A 16301-nucleotide genomic window follows, 5' to 3' on the forward strand; every position below is an offset into this window, starting at 1 on the left:
GCGGATACGCCGCCCATGGTCGGGTCGGTCAGGACGGAGATGAACGGCAGGTGTTTTTCAGTCAGAAGATGCAATGCCGCGCTGGTTTTGGTCATCTGCATCAATGAGTTGACACCTTCCTGCATCCGCGCACCGCCCGATGCGGCAACGCAGATGAAAGAGCAATTGTCGGCTACGGCGCGGCGTACGCCTTGGACGAAGCGTTCGCCGACGACGGAACCCATAGAGCCGCCGATAAAGCGGAATTCGAAGGCGGCAATCACGACGGGCAGGCCGTTCATAAAGCCTTTCATCACGACCAACGCATCATCTTCGCCGGTGGCTTTGCGCGCTGCGGCCAAGCGTTCGGGATATTTTTTGCTGTCTTTGAATTTCAGCGGGTCGGTCGGTTTGATATTGGCGGCGATTTCTTCGCGACCTTCCTCGTCCAAAAGCAAATTGAGGCGTTCGCGCGCGGAAAGCGGGTTGTGGTGGTTACATTTCGGGCAAACTTGGTCGTTTTGCTGAAGTTCGGTCGAGTAGATGGTTGCCGAGCAGGACGGGCATTTGTGCCACAGGCCTTCGGGAACGTTGGACGAGCCTTCGCTTTTGCTGCGGTTTTTGATTTTGGGCGGTAGGATTTTGTCTAACCAACTCATGGATGACTCCTTGGAATTCGGGATTCAGACGACCTTTGCGTGTGTTTTCGGAAAAGGCCTTAACGGATTGCGTCTTTTAATTCTTTTACCAACGCGCCGACGGCTTCTGCTTCGCGGCCTGCGTTATTTTCAATTTCTTTGACGATGCGGCTGCCGACGATGACGGCATCGGCAACGGCGCCGATTTTGCGCGCGCTTTCGGCGTTGCTGATGCCGAAGCCGACGCCGATCGGGATGTCGATATACTTGCGCAAAAGCTCTATTTTACGCGAAACTTCTTCGGTATCCAAACTTGCCGCGCCGGTAACGCCTTTGAGCGAAACGTAATAGACAAAGCCACCTGCAACGCGGGCGATGGTTTGGATACGCTCTTCGGTCGTGGTCGGGGCAATCAGGAAAATGCAGTCGATGCCGCGCGCTTTGAGTTCGTCGTGCAGCGGGGTGATGGTTTCGACAGGGGAATCAACGGTCAGCACGCCGTCCACGCCCGCTTCGGCAGCCGCTTGGGCAAATGCCTGATAACCCATTTTATGAATCGGGTTCAGATAACCCATCAGGACGACGGGCGTGTTGCCGTTTGTTTCGCGGAAGCGGCGTACGATGTTCAATACGTCGTTGAGGGAAACTTTGTTTGCCAACGCACGCTCGGCGGCGCGCTGGATGGTCGGACCGTCCGCCATCGGGTCGGAAAAGGGAACGCCCAATTCCAGGATGTCGGCGCCGTTTTCAACCAAACTGTGCATCAGCGCAAGCGTGGTATCGAGATTGGGATCGCCTACGGTAATATAGGGAATCAGGGCTTTTGCGCCGTCAAGCGCGGCAAAGGTTTGCTGGATTCTGCTCATCTTGATTTCTCGTTTCCGTAACGGCTGTTTCCAGCCGGTTTTCATCGACAATAAGTTGGCAAGTATAGCATTGACTGTCTGTTTCGGGCGAAACTGCATGACATTTTCAGTCATTTTTTCATATAGATAAAAGGTCGTCTGAAAATCTTTTCAGACGACCTTTCCAAAACAGGGCAGTCGGAATGCTGCCGCTATGCCGATTTTCCACCGTTTAATCACGTTTGTGTTCGATATAGTCTTGGTGTTTGGTTTGCGGATCGGCGCGGGTCACCGTGTATTCGCCTTCGATGATATCGCCGTCATCTTCAGTACGGCGCGTAAAGGTTTGCTGACGGAAAGACTGCGTATTCATTTGGGCCGCAGGCCGGCCTTTAATCGGCAAAAGCAGCAGCAACGCGATAATGGTGGACACAAAACCCGGACTGAGCAGCAAAATCCCAGCAACGGTATAACGTATCGGCCACAGCATCTGATACATGGAAATATTGTCCCCGCTGCGGATGGCCGCACCTGCCAGCAAAATGCCGGACAGCCCCGTGTGGCGCAGCATCATCGTACCGCCGATAAAGCTGACTATCATCAGCAGGAAAGCGAATCCGCCGCCCAGCCAATCCGCCACCCAAACGATGGACATAATTTCCAAAAACAATAATACTAAAAAACCCACACCGAAATACTGCATCTTTGCTCCTTTAAATTCCGAACCCGCTTCATGCCGCACAAATCGGCGCGTTTAGCCGCAATTTCAATCTATCTTATTGAATCTTATTAGATATCGAAACCAATATTTTACACTTCCCGAATAACCGGTTTCCCTTAACATAAAGATAATGCACCCTACTTTCAAGGCGCGCGAATGTGAAAAACCGTAAGGTTTCGGCACGTTTCTTCAGACGAGGTCGTCTGAAACGGCATGCGCCCTTACAGCAACTTCTTGATATCGTTTTCTATTTCTTCCGGCGTTACGCTGGGCGCAAACCGTGCCGCCACTTCGCCTTGCCGATTAATCAGGAATTTGGTGAAGTTCCAGCGGATATCGCCCGCCTGATGCTTACAGCCCCATGCCGCCAGCCGCAACACCGCTTCTTTCAACATATGCCCGCCCCTATCCTGCGGCTGTTGCGCCTTCAAATAAGCATAAAGCGGCGATGCAGATGCGCCGTTGACATCGATTTTGTCAAAAATTTTGAATGCAGTACCAAACTTCGTCTGACAGACGGAAGCAATTTCCCGACTGCTCTCCGGCGCCTGTCCGCGAAATTGGTTGCACGGAAAATCCAATATCTCCAAACCTTGCCCGCTGTAATGTTCATAAAGTTGCTGCAATGCCGTATATTGCGGCGTCAATCCGCAGCGCGTCGCGGTGTTGACAATCAGCAGCACCTTACCACGGTAAACACTCAGGGAAACCGGATCGCCTTGGGCATCGTTTAAGGTGAAGTCGTAAATATTCATGTTGTCCATTCAAAAAGATCAGGGAAAACAAATCGAGTCAGGCAAACACCGGCTGAAATTTCGAGCCGTATGTTTCATTTTGATTGATGATTTTTATAGTATTTCAACAATGCCATCATTTCTTTTGCCTTCTTTTTCCCATGCCGCTCGTCAGTGACATAATCCTCTGCCTTATTGCCTAATTCATTTTTGATGTTCGGGTTGGCACCGTTTGCCAAAAGTATTTCAAGTATTGCCACATTGCCGTTGAAACAGGCATTTTGGACAGGCGTAAAACCCATTTCCCCCTGTTTGTTGACATCCGCTCCATTTTGAATCAGCAATAAAACATCTTCGCAGTCTTGGTTGATGACCGCCAAATTCAGCAAAGTTTCATCCATCAAACCCAAATCATGTACGGAGGCGATACGGGGGCGCGAGGCGAAAGCCAAGTTAGTTTGATATTTGGCGAACAGATTGGTCAGATTTTGATTCATGATTTATCCTGAAACGATGAGGCTTAAGAGACGGATATGTTTTCAGACGACCTTTTTCAGACGACCCCGACAAACCTGCCCTATTGTTTATCGTCAGCCCATATGAAAAAACACCGCTTTCGCAAGCGGTGTCCGGTAAAGCAGCAATTATTTGCGCAGACCCAAGCGGGTGATCAGGTTGCGGTATGTATCAGGTTGAGTACGGCGCAAGTAAGACAACAGACGGCGACGTTGGCTGACCATTTTCAACAGGCCGCGACGGCTGTGGTGGTCTTTAGGGTTGGTTTTGAAGTGGGGAGTCAGGTCGTTGATACGGAAAGTCAACAGAGCGACTTGTACTTCAGAAGAACCGGTATCGCCTTCTTTACGTTGGAAATCTTTAACAATTTGTGCTTTTTGTTCTACGGTCAATGCCATGATGGATAACTCCGAAAAATAAAAGAACCGTCATTCGGTTCGGACAAGTTTGACGAGCAGGAAACCCGTTCAAACTCCTGAAGTCTTTTTGTAAAGACGGGCGGATTATGCCACAGTTTGTACGGTTTTGCACGACTAAATCCTGTCTTCAGGCAGTGTTTCGCCGAGACTGTGGCTTTCAGACGACCCGCCCGCCCTGAAACCTACTCCCCCGCCACGGTCATGCTCTCAATCAGTACCGAACCGATTTTGTTGGAAGAGCGGCGCAGCGCGTCGTTGGCAGTACCGACGATGCCGAGGTACATATCCTGCAAGCGGCCGGCGATGGTGATTTCTTGGACGGGGTGGCTGATGATGCCGTTTTCCACCCAAAAACCCGCCGCGCCGCGCGAGTAGTCGCCCGTGATGGTGTTCACGCCCTGCCCCATGAGTTCGGTAACCAACAATCCCGTGCCCATTTCTTTCAGCAGGTCGGACTGCGTTTCGTGCGTATGGTTCAAATAAAGGTTGTGCGCGCCGCCGGCGTTGCCCGTAGTCTGCATACCGAGCTTTCTCGCGCTGTAACTGCTGAGGAAATAGCCTTCGACAATGCCGTCGCGGATGACGAAACGCGGCTGCGTGGCGACGCCTTCGGAGTCGAAATAGGTGCTGCCGAAGGCGCGGGGGATGTGCGGCTCTTCGCGCAGGCTGAGGAAATCGGGCAGGACTTTTCTGCCTATGCTGTCGATCAGGAAGCTGCTTTGGCGGTAGAGCGCGCCGCCGCTGAGTGCGCCGACGAGGTGTCCGATAAGGCCGCCTGCGACGGTGGTATCGAAGAGGACGGGATAGCTGCCTGTCGGGATGTTGCGGCTATTCAGGCGACGTAAGGTACGCTCGGCGGCGGTTTTGCCGATTTGCTCGGGGCTGTCCATGTCTTGATGGCGGCAGGCTGCGTCGTACCAGTAGTCGCGCTGCATGCCGTTTTCGTCGGCGGCGACGATGCTGCACGAAATGCTGTGGCGCGTGCCTTGTTGGTGGGCGGTAAAACCGTGGGTGTTGCCGTAAACGTATTGGTAATGTCCGGTCTGAACACCTGCGCCTTCGGAGTTTTCGATGCGTTCATCCGCGCTCAGGGCGGCTTGTTCACATTGTTTTGCCAACTCAATGGCGGCTTCCGTGCTTAAATCCCATTCGTGATAACGGTCGAGGTCGCCGACGTGTTGCGCCATCAGTGAAGCATCTGCCAGACCTGCGCAATCGTCTTCGGCGGTGTAGCGGGCGATGTCGATGGCGGCTTTGACAGTATCTTGCAGGGCTTTTTCGGAGAAGTCGGCGGTGCTGGCGCGGCCTTTGCGTTTGCCGACGTACACGGTAATATCCAGCGATTTGTCTTGCTGGAATTCGATTTGTTCGATTTCGCCCAGCCGTACGCTGACGCTTTGTCCGATGGATTCGCTAAAGTCGGCTTCGGCAGCCGCCGCGCCCATGTTTTTTGCCAAATCCAAGGCGTGTCCGCATAAGCCGGTCAGCTCGGAGGCGGTGTGGTTGAACAGCATAAAAGGTTTCCTGACAGAGGTTTGCTGCATTTTAACCGTTTTCAGACGACCTCGGCAAAAATACCGCCGCCGGAGGCAAAAGGTCGTCTGAAAACGCCGTTTCGACAGGGCGTTGACGTGGAACCTGCCCGAACGTGCTAAAATACCCGAAACAAAATTAAAGGTTTATCAAAATGTTTGAAAACGAAGACGAATGGGTCAGCAAAACCCAAATGAAAAAGCAGATGAACGATTTGCAGGCTTTGGGCATGGAGTTGACCAAACTCTCGACCGATACGCTGAAAAAAATCGGCTTGGACGAAGACTTGTACGAAGCCGTCGTTACCTACAAAAAAATCACGTCCAACGGCGCGCTCAAACGCCAAAGCCAATTCATCGGCAGGCTCATGCGAGACACCGACCCCGCGCCCATCGAAGCCTTCCTCGCCAAACTGCGCGGCGAAAATACCGCCCACAACGCCTTCTTACAACGCGTCGAACAAGCCCGCACGCGCCTCTTGGCGGACGACAACGCAATCACCCAATTCATGGCGGACTTCCCCCATGCCGACGCAGGCAAATTGCGCACCTTAATCCGCAACACGAAAAAAGAGCAGGAACAAAACAAACCGCCGAAAAACTTCCGCGCCCTCTTCCAAGAAATCAAATCCGTCATGGAAGGCGGTCAGAGCGATTCGGAAGAAACGCAGGATTGGGCAGAATAAATATCGGGGTCGTCTGAAAACGGGGTTGAGGGTTCTGTAAATCCCACCGCCCCGTTTTCAGACGACCTTTTCAAATTTCATATAATCTTATTAAAATATACCGTCATTTTTCAGACATCCCTTTAACAATAAAACAAACCGACCTTTTCAAGGACTACACTTATGAAACTTCGCCTTACCCTCACTGCCCTCCTCGCCTTATCATTAAACGGCTGTATGACTCAAGAAATGTGGGAAGAGGATAAAAAAGTAGAAAAAATCACTTTTCATCCGATTACTTCCGACCAAGTACATTCTTTCGGTATCGTCAACAAAGACAATGACCAACTTGAAAAAGGCAGCATCGTCATGATGGGCGAAAAATACTGGTTCGTCATTAATGCCAAAGATTCAAAAGATCTGACGCCCATCCTCAATGTCAAACTCGACAAAAAATTCCAAATTGCCGATGCCAAAAAATACAAAAAAGACCTCAAAGCCCTACCTGTTGTGGTGAACAATGAAAAAGAAGCCGATTTCACCACTGATTTCTGCCTACGCTACGACACTCAAAAAGCTGATGAAATCGCCAAACTGAAAAACCTGTCATTTGAAACCGGCAAAGGTAGAAATAACACTGTCTACCACCGCTGTGTTCACGCCAAAGGCAAATACTACGCCACCCCGAAAAACCTGCCCGCCGACTACAAATTTGAACAAAGCATTCCTGTCTCCATCGGCTATACCACTTCTCGCGTATACACCAGTCCGGGGAAAGTAATAGGCACTATTTTGATGACGCCGCTGACGCTCACTTTTGACGCCCTTACCCCAATACTGTTCATTCCTGCCATGATGATAGGCGGTGGCGACGGCTTTACCCCAAGCTTTTAACAAACTCGTTACGCCTGTTTTCAGACGACCTTTCCGTCCTTGAATACATAAAATATATTCCACACACCATGCCCGTCAAAATCCAAACCCGCCCCGTCAACCAAAACGTCCTCGATGACTTGCTCACCGCCGGCGCCGACCCTTTAATCGCCCGCCTGTGCGCCTCGCGCGACGTGCAGAGTCCTGCCGAATTGGACGACAAACTCGCCGGCCTTCTGCCTTATCAATCGCTGACACATTGCGAAGCCGCCGCCCGCCGTCTGGCGGATGCCATCGAGCGCAAGGAAAAAATCCTGATTGTCGCCGACTACGATGCCGACGGCGCGACCGCGTGTTCCGTCGGCATGAGCGGTTTGGCGGCGATGGGCGCGGCGGTGGATTTCCTCGTACCCAACCGCTTCGAACACGGCTACGGCTTAACGCCCGAGCTTGCCGAAATCGCTGCCGCGCAAGGCGTGGATTTGCTGATTACGGTCGATAACGGCATCGCCAGCATCGCAGGCGTGGCGCGGGCGCAGGAATTGGGTTTGGACGTGATCGTTACCGACCACCACCTGCCCGCCGAAACCGTGCCCGACTGCATCATCGTCAATCCGAACCAAAAAGGCTGCGGCTTCCCCAGCAAAAGTCTGGCGGGCGTGGGCGTGATTTTTTATGTATTGATGGCGTTGCGTGCCGAATTGCGCCGCCGCGATTATTTTTCAGACGACCTTAGAGAACCGAATCTGGGCGAACTTTTGGATTTGGTCGCACTCGGCACCGTCGCCGATGTCGTCCCCCTCGACCACAACAACCGTATCCTCGTGTCGCAAGGTTTGAAAAGGATGCGTTCCGGCAAGATGCGTCCCGGCATCCGCGCCTTGTTTGAAGTGGCGCGGCGCGACTGGCGCAAAGCGCAGCCTTTTGACATGGGTTTCGCACTGGGTCCGCGCATCAACGCCGCCGGACGGCTCGACGATATGTCGGTCGGTATCGCCTGCCTGTTGGCGCGCGACGACACGGAAGCGCAGGCATTGGCGGCGCAGTTGAACGACCTTAATATCGAACGCCGCGAAATCGAGCAGTCCATGCTGCAAGACGCGCTGAACGCCTTTCCCGAAACCCTGCCTTCAGGTCAGACAACCCTGGTCGCCTACCGCGACGACTTTCATCAAGGCGTGGTCGGCATCGTCGCCAGCCGCCTCAAAGACCGCTTCTACCGCCCGACCATCGTGTTCGCCCCCGCGGACAACGGCGAAGTGCGCGGTTCGGGGCGTTCCATTCCCAACCTGCACCTGCGCGATGCTTTGGATTTGGTGTCCAAACGCCATCCCGATTTGATTTTGAAATTCGGCGGACACGCGATGGCGGCGGGCTTGAGCATACTCGAACACAACATTCCCGCGTTTCAGACGGCCTTTGAAGAAGCCGTGCGCGAAATGGTGTGCGAAGACGATTTGTCGCAAACCTTCATCACCGACGGCAGCCTGAAAGCCTGCGACATCACGTTGGAACAGGCACAAAACCTCGCCCGCCATGTTTGGGGACAAGGCTTCGCGCCGCCGAGCTTTACCGACGAATTTCACGTCATCCGCCAGCAGCCTTTGGGCGCGGAGGGCAAACACAAAAAAGTCTGGCTGCAAAAAGACGGCTACGAATTTGAAGCCATGTTCTGGCGGTGCAGCGAAGACATCCCCGAATACATCCGCACGGTTTACCGCCCCGTGGCAAACGAGTGGCGCAATCAGATGGAATTGCAGCTTTACATCGATTACTGGGAAGCCGCTTAAGGCTTGCGAAAGATAAAAGGTCGTCTGAAACCAAAAAACAAGTTTCAGACGACCTTTGTTTTCTAGAAGATTATTGTGCGCCAAATTTCAATACCATCGGCAATTAAGACAATACGCCCGCACAACTTGTATTTAAATTTCAAAAAACCACCTTATCCGAATGATAAAAACCGGCAATCCGAAAGAAAACAAAACCGAAAATCCCCCTTCTACTCAAACACTTTCAACGCAATATTGTGATGAATCAAACTTCCTGACAGATAAACCCGCGATTGCTTGTCAGTCGGTAGATTTTAAAACATAATGCTTACGCGCCTAAGTATTGGAGTTTTACTACAAATACATGATGGGTAAGCCGTACGCAGCGCAGCAGTTCCAACCGATCAACTCAAAGCAAGGAAGGTCTAAAATGAAAGTAACCAGTTTCGGCGAAGTGTTGTGGGACGATTTTCCAAGCGGCAAAGTGTTGGGCGGTGCGCCGCTGAACGTTTTGGTCCGTTTGCAATCCTTCGGGGTCGATACCGCCATCATCAGCCGTCGCGGTGATGATGCCGACGGCGAAGAGCTGCTGCGCCAAATCCAAGCGAAGAACGTCAATACCGACCTGCTGCAAGTATGCAAAGAATGCGATACCAGCCTTGTCAAAGTCATCTTGGACAAATGCGGCAGCGCGTCATACGAAATCGTGTATCCCTGCGCGTGGGACCGCATCGTCGTCGAAGAGGCCGCCTTGCAGCGTGTCGCCGAATCCGATGCCTTCGTGTTCGGCAGCCTTGCCACCCGCGACGAGATTTCCCGTGCGGCATTAGACAAACTGATGGAAAAAGCCAAATTCAAAATCTTCGACGTCAACCTGCGCAAACCCCACTACGACACCGACCGCCTGCTCGCCACCATGAAACGTGCGGATATGCTCAAGCTCAATGACGACGAATTGTACGAACTGTCCGCAGTTTACGGCTCGCCCTACCACAGCATCGAACAAAACATCGCCTACCTCAACCGCTTGACCGGCGCACAAACCATCTGCGTCACTTTAGGCGGACACGGTGCAATTTTATACAAAGACGGCGAACTCTACCGCCACTGCGGCTTCCGCATCAAAGTTGCCGATACGGTCGGCTCCGGCGACAGCTTCTTGGCAGGGCTGACCTACAAACTGCTCAACAATGCCGAGCCGCAAGAAGCCATTACCTTCGCCTGCGCACTCGGCGCCCTAGTCGCTTCTAGACACGGCGCGACGCCCGACATTTCCTTGCAAGAAATCGAAAGCTTCATGAATCCGGCTTGATGTTTGCCATCAAAGGATGTCACAACAAAAGGTCGTCTGAAAACGGATTTTCTGTTTTCAGACGACCTTTTATATCGCCGATTCACTTTTCAGAATACAGACTCGTGTTAAGCCGATTCTTCAGGCTGTTTACCAAACCGTCACAAACTGCTCCAAATCGGTATTTTTTGCGCCACTGCCCGCCTCAGTCGGCGAACCAACCATCATCAGCCCGATGATTTTATCTTTGTCTTCACAACCAAACGCTTCGCGCAAGAGCGGGCTGTTGACCCACATTCCGGTAATCCACACATTGTCAAAACCTTGCGCGGACGCGGCAAGCTGCAGCCCGTAAGCAGCGCAGCCCGCACTCAGCATTTGTTCCCACTCGGGCTTGGGTTTCGCCACTTCGCGGTTGGGCGCAAAAGTCACGCCGATTACCATAGGTGCCATATTGCCGACTTTCTCGGCTTTTTTCATCGCATCATCGCCAAAATTCAACTCGGTAACCGTTTGGCGCAACAATTCGCGGAAACGTTGCAAGCCTGCCTCGCTTTGAATGACGGTAAAACGAAACGGACGCATATTGCCATGGTCGGGAACCTGCGTAGCCGCTTGCAGCATATATTCGAGCTGTTCCGCATTCGGCGCGGGAGCGGTAAGTTTTTTAGATGAACGACGTGTGGTCAAAAGTTGTAAAGCATCCATATTTTATCTTTCAATTCATTTGAAACAACGGAATCCATCTTAGACGGGATTCCTTGTGGAACCATCAAAACGATACAGGCTATATTCGGAAAATACTGGACAGATGGTGCAAACTGATTGACTAACGCTTAAAGTCTTGATAAGCGATTCTCTTCAGTTTGGCAGGAGCAAGCCTATCCGTTCAAAACGAACCCTCTATATAGCACAAAGCCGGTTTGAATGCCATGTTTGATGGCGCAACAAAAAGGTCGTCTGAAAACCTGTTGCCAAGTTTTCAGACGACCCCTTCAAATCGCAATCATAGCCATCAGACCACGACTTCTTCTTTTTTCTTCACTTCCTTCGCGATATTTTCGCGGCTCAGACCGAACATCAGCAAGAGCGGGCTGGCGACCAATACCGAAGAGTAAATACCGAACACAATGCCGATGGTCAATGCCATTGAGAAACCGTGCAACGCTGCGCCGCCGAACACCAGCATGGAAACGACCATTGCCTCGGTCGAGCCGTGGGTGATGATGGTACGGCTCATGGTGGCGGTAATCGCATTGTCGATGACTTGCGGAACGGTATGTCCGCGCATGCTCGGTTTGCGGAAGTTCTCACGGATACGGTCGAAGACGACGACGGATTCGTTTACGGAATAACCCAATACGGCAAGGATACCCGCCAACACGGTCAGTGAAAATTCCCATTGGAAGAAGGCGAAGCAGCCCAAAATAATCACGATGTCGTGCATATTCGCGATGATGGCGGATACGGCGAAACGCCATTCAAAGCGCATCGACAGGTAAACGATGATACCGGCCACGACGAAGCCTAATGCCATCAGACCGTTGGTCACCAGCTCTTCGCCGACCTGCGGGCCGATAAATTCGACTTGGCGCAGGGTAACGTCAGGCTGCTCTTTTTTCAGCAATTCCATAACCTGATTGGAAAGCTGTGCGGAAGTTACGCCTTCTTTGTTGGGCAGGCGGATCATGATGTGTTTATTCGTACCTAACGCCTGAACTTGGACATCGCCCATTTTCAGGGTATCGAGTTTTTCACGGGTTTTGTTGACGTCCACGCCCTGCTGATATTGCACTTCCATCACGGTACCACCGGTAAATTCGACGGAGAAGTTCAAACCTTTGGTAACGAGGAAGAATACGGCGGCAATGAAGGTTACCAACGAAATAAAGGTCGTCAGTTTGCCGTAGCTCATAAACGGGATGTCGCGTTTGATTTTAAAGAGTTCCATGTCTTACTCCTTGCCAGCCGCTGTTTCGGCTTTGGGTTTCCATACTGCGCCGATGGAAATGTTCTGCAATTTGCGGCGGCGTCCGTACCATAAGTTAACCAAGGCACGGAAAACGACGACGGATGAGTACATCGAAGTCAGGATACCCAGACAATGTACGACGGCAAAACCGCGAACCGGGCCGGAACCGAATACCAAGAGGGCGATACCGGCAATCAGCGAGGTCAGGTTGGAGTCGACAATGGTTGCCCATGCGTGTTGGAAACCGAGGTTGATTGCCTGTTGCGGCGGCACGCCTTCGCGCAACTCTTCGCGGATACGTTCGTTAATCAATACGTTGGAGTCAATCGCCATACCCAGCGTCAACGCCAATGCGGCAATACCGGGCAGCGTCAGCGTTGCCTGCATGGCAGACAAAATACCGACCAAGAACAAGATGTTGGTACTCAGGGCGATGGTCGAGAAGAAACCCATCAGGCGGTAGTAAACCACCATGAACAAAGCAACGGCGGTAAAGCCCCATAAGGTCGAATGGAAACCTTTTTCAATGTTTTCTTTACCCAAAGACGGACCGATGGTGCGCTCTTCCACGATTTGCATCGGTGCGGCGAGAGAACCGGCACGCATCAACAGAGAAATGTCATTGGCTTCCGCAGTCGTCATACTGCCGGAAATTTGTACACGTCCACCAGTAATGGCAGAGTTGATAACAGGCGCAGTAATGATCTCAGATTTACCTTGATCGATTAACACCATTGCCATACGTTTTCTGATATTAGCAGCAGTCAATTCACCAAAAATATTGGAGCCTGCACTGTCCAAACTCAGATTGACAACTGCTTTTTCCATTTGGTCAAAACCCGGCTGCGCATCGTTGATGTTGTCGCCGGTCAATTCAACCTGTTTGTTAATCAGCAAGGTTTCAGGATGATCGCCACCACTGGACAATAGCTCGAAACCGCTCGGAACATTACCTTCCAAAGCTTCGCGCACTTTGACAGGGTCGTCTTCCACCATGCGTACTTCCAAAGTCGCGGTACGGCCAATGATATCTTTTGCTTTGGCAGTATCTTGTACACCCGGCAACTGTACGACGATGCGGTCGAGGCCGGATTGCTGGATGACAGGCTCAGCCACGCCCAACTCATTGACGCGATTATGCAAAGTAGTGATGTTTTGTTTCACCGCATCGGAACGTACTTTGTTAATCGCTTCTTCGGACAATGTCAGCGTGATGTTATTGCCGTCGGCATTCAAATTTGCCTCAGGGAAAAGCTGACGCAGCTTAGGCATGGCTTTCTGTACGTCGGCAGCGTCCTGCATCGGGACAACCAAACCGTTTCCAATCTGACGGATGGTTCCGGTACGGATTTTTTCGCGGCGCATCTCGCGGCGGATGTCGCCCGAATAACGTTCAAACGTTTTCTGCATCGCGGCTTTCATATCCACTTGCATGGTGAAATGCACGCCGCCGCGCAAGTCCAAGCCCAAAAACATCGGGTTGGCACCGATTTTGGCCATCCATTCGGGGCTGTCCGCCAACAGGTTAAGCGCGGTGATATAGCCATCGCCCAAAGTGTTTTCGATAACGTCGCGGGCTTTAAGCTGGGTTTCAGTATCTTTGAAACGCACTTTCAGCGAGTTGTTCGCAATAAATATCCCGTCGGTCTGAATACCTGCCTGTTTCAGCGCGGCATCGACTTTGGACTGGGTCTGCTCGTTAATGATGATGGCTTGTCGGTTGGTTGATACCTGCACTGCGGGCGTTTCACCGAAAAGGTTGGGCAGCGAATACACTACGGCAACCAAAATCGTGCACGCAATCAGCAGGTATTTCCATAAAGGATAACGGTTCATGGTAAACCTTCGATTTATTATGAAGACAAACAGCCGCGCTCAGCTTTCCGAGGCGGCTCTTAGCAAAAATACGGATTACTCGGCTTTGGCGGCAATCGCGTTACGTTCCACTTCGACTTCGATTTTTGCACCTTGACCGATGTCCACAGTGAAAAACTGTTCGCCGACTTTGGTAACGCGGCCTTTGAAACCTGCTGCCAAAACAACCTTATCGCCGACTTTCAAAGCAGCAAGCATGGCTTGGTGTGCTTTGAATTTCTTTTGTTGAGGACGCATGATCAGGAAGTAGAACACCACCATAATCAGCACTAAAGGGGCAAATTGGGCCACAACTGATTGTTCCATAATTTATCCGTTTTCTAAGAGATTAAAATTAAGTAAAACACTGCTTGCGACAGAAAAAAGCATTGGTACAGCCGCAAAATTAAGCTATTCTAAAGGTCGTCTGAAAAATTTCCAAGCCTTTCCCTATTTATTAACCATATTTATCATGTCAGGTCGTCTGAAAATGAATTTTCAACGACATTTAAAACCTGATTCCTTCCTACCAACGACAAGCCCCGCGCCCTTTTCCTCATGAAAAAACTCATTCGACGACTGCGTACGCGCCTACGCCGCCTCTTGGGTAAAAATGCGCGTACGGTCTGGATTTCTCATCCCGTTTTTGCGCAACACCAACCCGGCACAGGTCATCCCGACTCGCCCGAACGCACTGCCGTTATCGAGGCGGAGCTCAAACGTCAGGATATTTGGCGGCATCTGCAAACTGCCGAAGCCGAAGAAATCAGCGATACCCGCCTCGCCTTGGTTCACCCGCGCAAATATCTGCGCTCGCTCGAAGCCTGCCAGCCCCAACCGGACAAAATCTACCGCATCGACGACGATACCGTCATGAGTCATGGTTCGCTCAAAGCCGCCCGTCACGCCGCAGGGGCTGTCGTTCAGGCGGTAGATATGGTGATGAATAAGAAAGCATGGCACGCCTTTTGCGCCATCCGCCCACCCGGACACCACGCACACAGCGATAAAGCCGGCGGCTTCTGCCTATTAAACAATGTCGCAACAGGTGTCATGCACGCCATCGCCGAATATCGCCTCCAACGCATTGCCGTCATCGACTTTGACGTCCATTACGGCGACGGCACAGCGGAAATCTTCAAAGACGACCCGCGTGTTCTGTTTATGAACCTTTTTGAAACCGACCTCTTCCCATTTCCCGAAACCAACCATTCCGCCAACGGCGCCAATATGTTGCACCTGCCTTTCGCTTCTAACACCGGCAGCCGAGTCTTCCGCACGACCGTACGTGAGCAATGGTTGCACAAACTGACCGCATTCAAACCCGAACTGATATTACTGTCCGCAGGTTTCGACGGACACAAACAAGACGAAACAGGTCGTCTGAATCTGCACGAAGCCGATTTCGCCTGGTTGACCCACAAAATCATCCAAGCTGCATCAAGCTGCCCCGGCAAAATCGTCTCCATACTGGAAGGCGGCTACACGCTCGAACCTTTGGCAAAATCCGCCGCCGCCCATATCGGCGTCTTGGCAGGGCTACCCAAAGCAGGCTATGTCGCCGCTTATCAAAAGCATTTGAAACGCGGTGGGCAGAAGAAAGAAAATACCGGCACTACAATCCAAACAGGTCGTCTGAAAACAGAAAACAGGTTTTAAATTACTGTTTTTTAAATTAAAGTATTCAAAAAACAAAAGATTGAACTGGTAATGAAAAAATTGCTTTTTGTATTGTTGGGACTGACAAGCCTTAATGTTTATGCCAACGGTTGCGGCGGAGAATACCAGCCAGCGACAGGGACTTGTCGTATTATTGACAGTTCGGGTCGGCAGATTCTATACAATGTTCCGCAATCCAAAGCGACCCAACCTCAAAAAAGGATTGAATATGTGGATGTCCATGTTCCATCTAAATTTGGTGCTATAGCAATCAGTAAAAAAGCAGGCCATATTACAGGCTCTCTGAATCATAAGTCATTATCAGAAGCCAAAAGTGAAGCAATTAAACGCTGTGAGAAAGATAGCAGAGGCGCCCCTTGCGAAGTTCTTAAATGGGTTAGAAATGGCTGTATCGCTGCTGCCGCAGGAAATTTAAAGGGTACTTCTATAATTATTGGAGGCGCTGCTGAACAAGGCGTTTCTGAACAAACAGCTATAGCAAATTGCACTAATGCAGGTGCAAAGGAATGTAGAATTGTAATGCCCGAAGGTTGCTCCCTACCCTAATCTTCTCAAGGTGCAGTCTGAAATTTCAGGCGACCTTTTATAAAAACAGAATCGAAAGCTTTTAAAAAATGCCAAGACTCTGGATATTCACAATGTACCATTGCTATTCCCGAAGGCTGCTCAATGCCGAAATACTGACATCATCAGATATGATTCAAGGTCGTCTGAACCTCTTTCAGCCGCAAGGTTCCGATTTCGGCTTTTATAGTGGATTAACTTTAAACCAGTACGGCGTTGCCTCGCCTTAGCTCAAAGAGAACGATTCTC

18 protein-coding genes are annotated in these 16301 nt (G+C 51.2%); 7 read left to right on the forward strand and 11 right to left on the reverse strand.

The features are described 5' to 3' along the window. The 7 genes from HMPREF1051_RS05855 to pmbA form a co-directional block, all read right to left on the reverse strand. Positions 1–638 (reverse strand): acetyl-CoA carboxylase carboxyltransferase subunit beta (locus HMPREF1051_RS05855; protein WP_003765758.1); only part of this gene is annotated, 638 nt, incomplete at its 3' end. Between the two features lie 59 nt (positions 639–697). Further along, positions 698–1483 carry a tryptophan synthase subunit alpha gene (trpA, locus tag HMPREF1051_RS05860; RefSeq protein ID WP_036492120.1) on the reverse strand — a complete coding sequence of 262 codons (786 nt, stop codon included), beginning with the start codon at positions 1481–1483 and terminating at the stop codon, positions 698–700. 211 nt (positions 1484–1694) lie between these two features. After that, positions 1695–2165 carry an FxsA family protein gene (locus HMPREF1051_RS05865; RefSeq protein WP_003765751.1) on the reverse strand — a complete coding sequence of 157 codons (471 nt, stop codon included), beginning with the start codon at positions 2163–2165 and terminating at the stop codon, positions 1695–1697. Between the two features lie 239 nt (positions 2166–2404). Next, positions 2405–2938, reverse strand: coding sequence for a glutathione peroxidase (locus HMPREF1051_RS05870; RefSeq protein ID WP_196794314.1), 534 nt, complete (start codon positions 2936–2938; stop codon positions 2405–2407). 74 nt (positions 2939–3012) lie between these two features. Then, positions 3013–3414 carry an ankyrin repeat domain-containing protein gene (locus tag HMPREF1051_RS05875; protein WP_003765744.1) on the reverse strand — a complete coding sequence of 134 codons (402 nt, stop codon included), beginning with the start codon at positions 3412–3414 and terminating at the stop codon, positions 3013–3015. A 147-nt stretch (positions 3415–3561) separates the two neighbouring features. After that, positions 3562–3831 (reverse strand): 30S ribosomal protein S15, encoded by a 270-nt coding sequence (rpsO, locus tag HMPREF1051_RS05880; RefSeq protein ID WP_003760895.1) that lies wholly within the window; start codon positions 3829–3831, stop codon positions 3562–3564. 203 nt (positions 3832–4034) lie between these two features. Then, positions 4035–5366, reverse strand: coding sequence for a metalloprotease PmbA (gene pmbA, locus HMPREF1051_RS05885; RefSeq protein ID WP_003765738.1), 1332 nt, complete (start codon positions 5364–5366; stop codon positions 4035–4037). 173 nt (positions 5367–5539) lie between these two features. Between pmbA and yjgA the strand changes: the two genes are divergently transcribed. The 4 genes from yjgA (at position 5540) to HMPREF1051_RS05905 (ending at position 10003) form a co-directional block, all read left to right on the forward strand. Then, positions 5540–6070 carry a ribosome biogenesis factor YjgA gene (gene yjgA / locus HMPREF1051_RS05890; RefSeq protein WP_003765742.1) on the forward strand — a complete coding sequence of 177 codons (531 nt, stop codon included), beginning with the start codon at positions 5540–5542 and terminating at the stop codon, positions 6068–6070. Positions 6071–6232: 162 nt separating this feature from the next. Next, positions 6233–6943 carry a hypothetical protein gene (locus tag HMPREF1051_RS05895; RefSeq protein WP_036492123.1) on the forward strand — a complete coding sequence of 237 codons (711 nt, stop codon included), beginning with the start codon at positions 6233–6235 and terminating at the stop codon, positions 6941–6943. A 68-nt stretch (positions 6944–7011) separates the two neighbouring features. Further along, positions 7012–8712, forward strand: coding sequence for a single-stranded-DNA-specific exonuclease RecJ (gene recJ, locus HMPREF1051_RS05900; protein ID WP_003765755.1), 1701 nt, complete (start codon positions 7012–7014; stop codon positions 8710–8712). 409 nt (positions 8713–9121) lie between these two features. Then, positions 9122–10003 (forward strand): carbohydrate kinase family protein, encoded by an 882-nt coding sequence (locus tag HMPREF1051_RS05905; protein ID WP_003765762.1) that lies wholly within the window; start codon positions 9122–9124, stop codon positions 10001–10003. A 129-nt stretch (positions 10004–10132) separates the two neighbouring features. Here the strand turns inward: HMPREF1051_RS05905 and HMPREF1051_RS05910 are convergent, their stop codons facing one another. From HMPREF1051_RS05910 to yajC, 4 genes are all read right to left on the reverse strand, one after another. Further along, on the reverse strand, positions 10133–10690 hold the full coding sequence (locus HMPREF1051_RS05910; RefSeq protein WP_003760879.1) for a nitroreductase family protein: 558 nt from the start codon (positions 10688–10690) through the stop codon (positions 10133–10135). 307 nt (positions 10691–10997) lie between these two features. Then, positions 10998–11933 (reverse strand): protein translocase subunit SecF, encoded by a 936-nt coding sequence (secF, locus tag HMPREF1051_RS05915; RefSeq protein ID WP_003765733.1) that lies wholly within the window; start codon positions 11931–11933, stop codon positions 10998–11000. A gap of 3 nt (positions 11934–11936) precedes the next feature. Then, on the reverse strand, positions 11937–13790 hold the full coding sequence (gene secD, locus HMPREF1051_RS05920; protein ID WP_003765737.1) for a protein translocase subunit SecD: 1854 nt from the start codon (positions 13788–13790) through the stop codon (positions 11937–11939). Between the two features lie 75 nt (positions 13791–13865). Further along, the gene (gene yajC, locus HMPREF1051_RS05925) at positions 13866–14135 is read right to left on the reverse strand and encodes a preprotein translocase subunit YajC (protein ID WP_009311081.1); all 270 of its coding nucleotides are present in this window, start codon (positions 14133–14135) and stop codon (positions 13866–13868) included. Positions 14136–14366: 231 nt separating this feature from the next. Here yajC and HMPREF1051_RS05930 point away from each other — a divergent pair, with 231 nt between their 5' ends. The 3 genes from HMPREF1051_RS05930 (at position 14367) to HMPREF1051_RS13210 (ending at position 16282) form a co-directional block, all read left to right on the forward strand. After that, positions 14367–15467 (forward strand): histone deacetylase family protein, encoded by a 1101-nt coding sequence (locus HMPREF1051_RS05930; protein ID WP_003765735.1) that lies wholly within the window; start codon positions 14367–14369, stop codon positions 15465–15467. A 51-nt stretch (positions 15468–15518) separates the two neighbouring features. Further along, a complete protein-coding gene (locus HMPREF1051_RS05935) occupies positions 15519–16034 on the forward strand; it encodes a DUF4189 domain-containing protein (RefSeq protein WP_036492130.1) in 516 nt (171 codons plus the stop codon). A 92-nt stretch (positions 16035–16126) separates the two neighbouring features. Continuing rightward, complete coding sequence (locus HMPREF1051_RS13210; RefSeq protein WP_003765747.1) at positions 16127–16282, forward strand: hypothetical protein; 156 nt, start codon at positions 16127–16129, stop codon at positions 16280–16282. The last annotated feature ends 19 nt before the right edge of the window (positions 16283–16301 follow it).

This window comes from Neisseria sicca VK64, from assembly GCF_000260655.1.
Lineage (GTDB): Bacteria > Pseudomonadota > Gammaproteobacteria > Burkholderiales > Neisseriaceae > Neisseria > Neisseria sicca_B.

What these genes read in the sequence shown, in the direction of transcription:
- trpA (WP_036492120.1), bottom strand. Translation starts at nt 1,483, where the DNA reads ATGAGCAGAATCCAGCAAACCTTTGCCGCGCTTGACGGCGCAAAAGCC.
- HMPREF1051_RS05865 (WP_003765751.1), bottom strand. Translation starts at nt 2,165, where the DNA reads ATGCAGTATTTCGGTGTGGGTTTTTTAGTATTATTGTTTTTGGAAATT.
- HMPREF1051_RS05870 (WP_196794314.1), bottom strand. Translation starts at nt 2,938, where the DNA reads ATGAATATTTACGACTTCACCTTAAACGATGCCCAAGGCGATCCGGTT.
- HMPREF1051_RS05875 (WP_003765744.1), bottom strand. Translation starts at nt 3,414, where the DNA reads ATGAATCAAAATCTGACCAATCTGTTCGCCAAATATCAAACTAACTTG.
- rpsO (WP_003760895.1), bottom strand. Translation starts at nt 3,831, where the DNA reads ATGGCATTGACCGTAGAACAAAAAGCACAAATTGTTAAAGATTTCCAA.
- pmbA (WP_003765738.1), bottom strand. Translation starts at nt 5,366, where the DNA reads ATGCTGTTCAACCACACCGCCTCCGAGCTGACCGGCTTATGCGGACAC.
- yjgA (WP_003765742.1), top strand. Translation starts at nt 5,540, where the DNA reads ATGTTTGAAAACGAAGACGAATGGGTCAGCAAAACCCAAATGAAAAAG.
- HMPREF1051_RS05895 (WP_036492123.1), top strand. Translation starts at nt 6,233, where the DNA reads ATGAAACTTCGCCTTACCCTCACTGCCCTCCTCGCCTTATCATTAAAC.
- recJ (WP_003765755.1), top strand. Translation starts at nt 7,012, where the DNA reads ATGCCCGTCAAAATCCAAACCCGCCCCGTCAACCAAAACGTCCTCGAT.
- HMPREF1051_RS05905 (WP_003765762.1), top strand. Translation starts at nt 9,122, where the DNA reads ATGAAAGTAACCAGTTTCGGCGAAGTGTTGTGGGACGATTTTCCAAGC.
- HMPREF1051_RS05910 (WP_003760879.1), bottom strand. Translation starts at nt 10,690, where the DNA reads ATGGATGCTTTACAACTTTTGACCACACGTCGTTCATCTAAAAAACTT.
- secF (WP_003765733.1), bottom strand. Translation starts at nt 11,933, where the DNA reads ATGGAACTCTTTAAAATCAAACGCGACATCCCGTTTATGAGCTACGGC.
- secD (WP_003765737.1), bottom strand. Translation starts at nt 13,790, where the DNA reads ATGAACCGTTATCCTTTATGGAAATACCTGCTGATTGCGTGCACGATT.
- yajC (WP_009311081.1), bottom strand. Translation starts at nt 14,135, where the DNA reads ATGGAACAATCAGTTGTGGCCCAATTTGCCCCTTTAGTGCTGATTATG.
- HMPREF1051_RS05930 (WP_003765735.1), top strand. Translation starts at nt 14,367, where the DNA reads ATGAAAAAACTCATTCGACGACTGCGTACGCGCCTACGCCGCCTCTTG.
- HMPREF1051_RS05935 (WP_036492130.1), top strand. Translation starts at nt 15,519, where the DNA reads ATGAAAAAATTGCTTTTTGTATTGTTGGGACTGACAAGCCTTAATGTT.
- HMPREF1051_RS13210 (WP_003765747.1), top strand. Translation starts at nt 16,127, where the DNA reads ATGTACCATTGCTATTCCCGAAGGCTGCTCAATGCCGAAATACTGACA.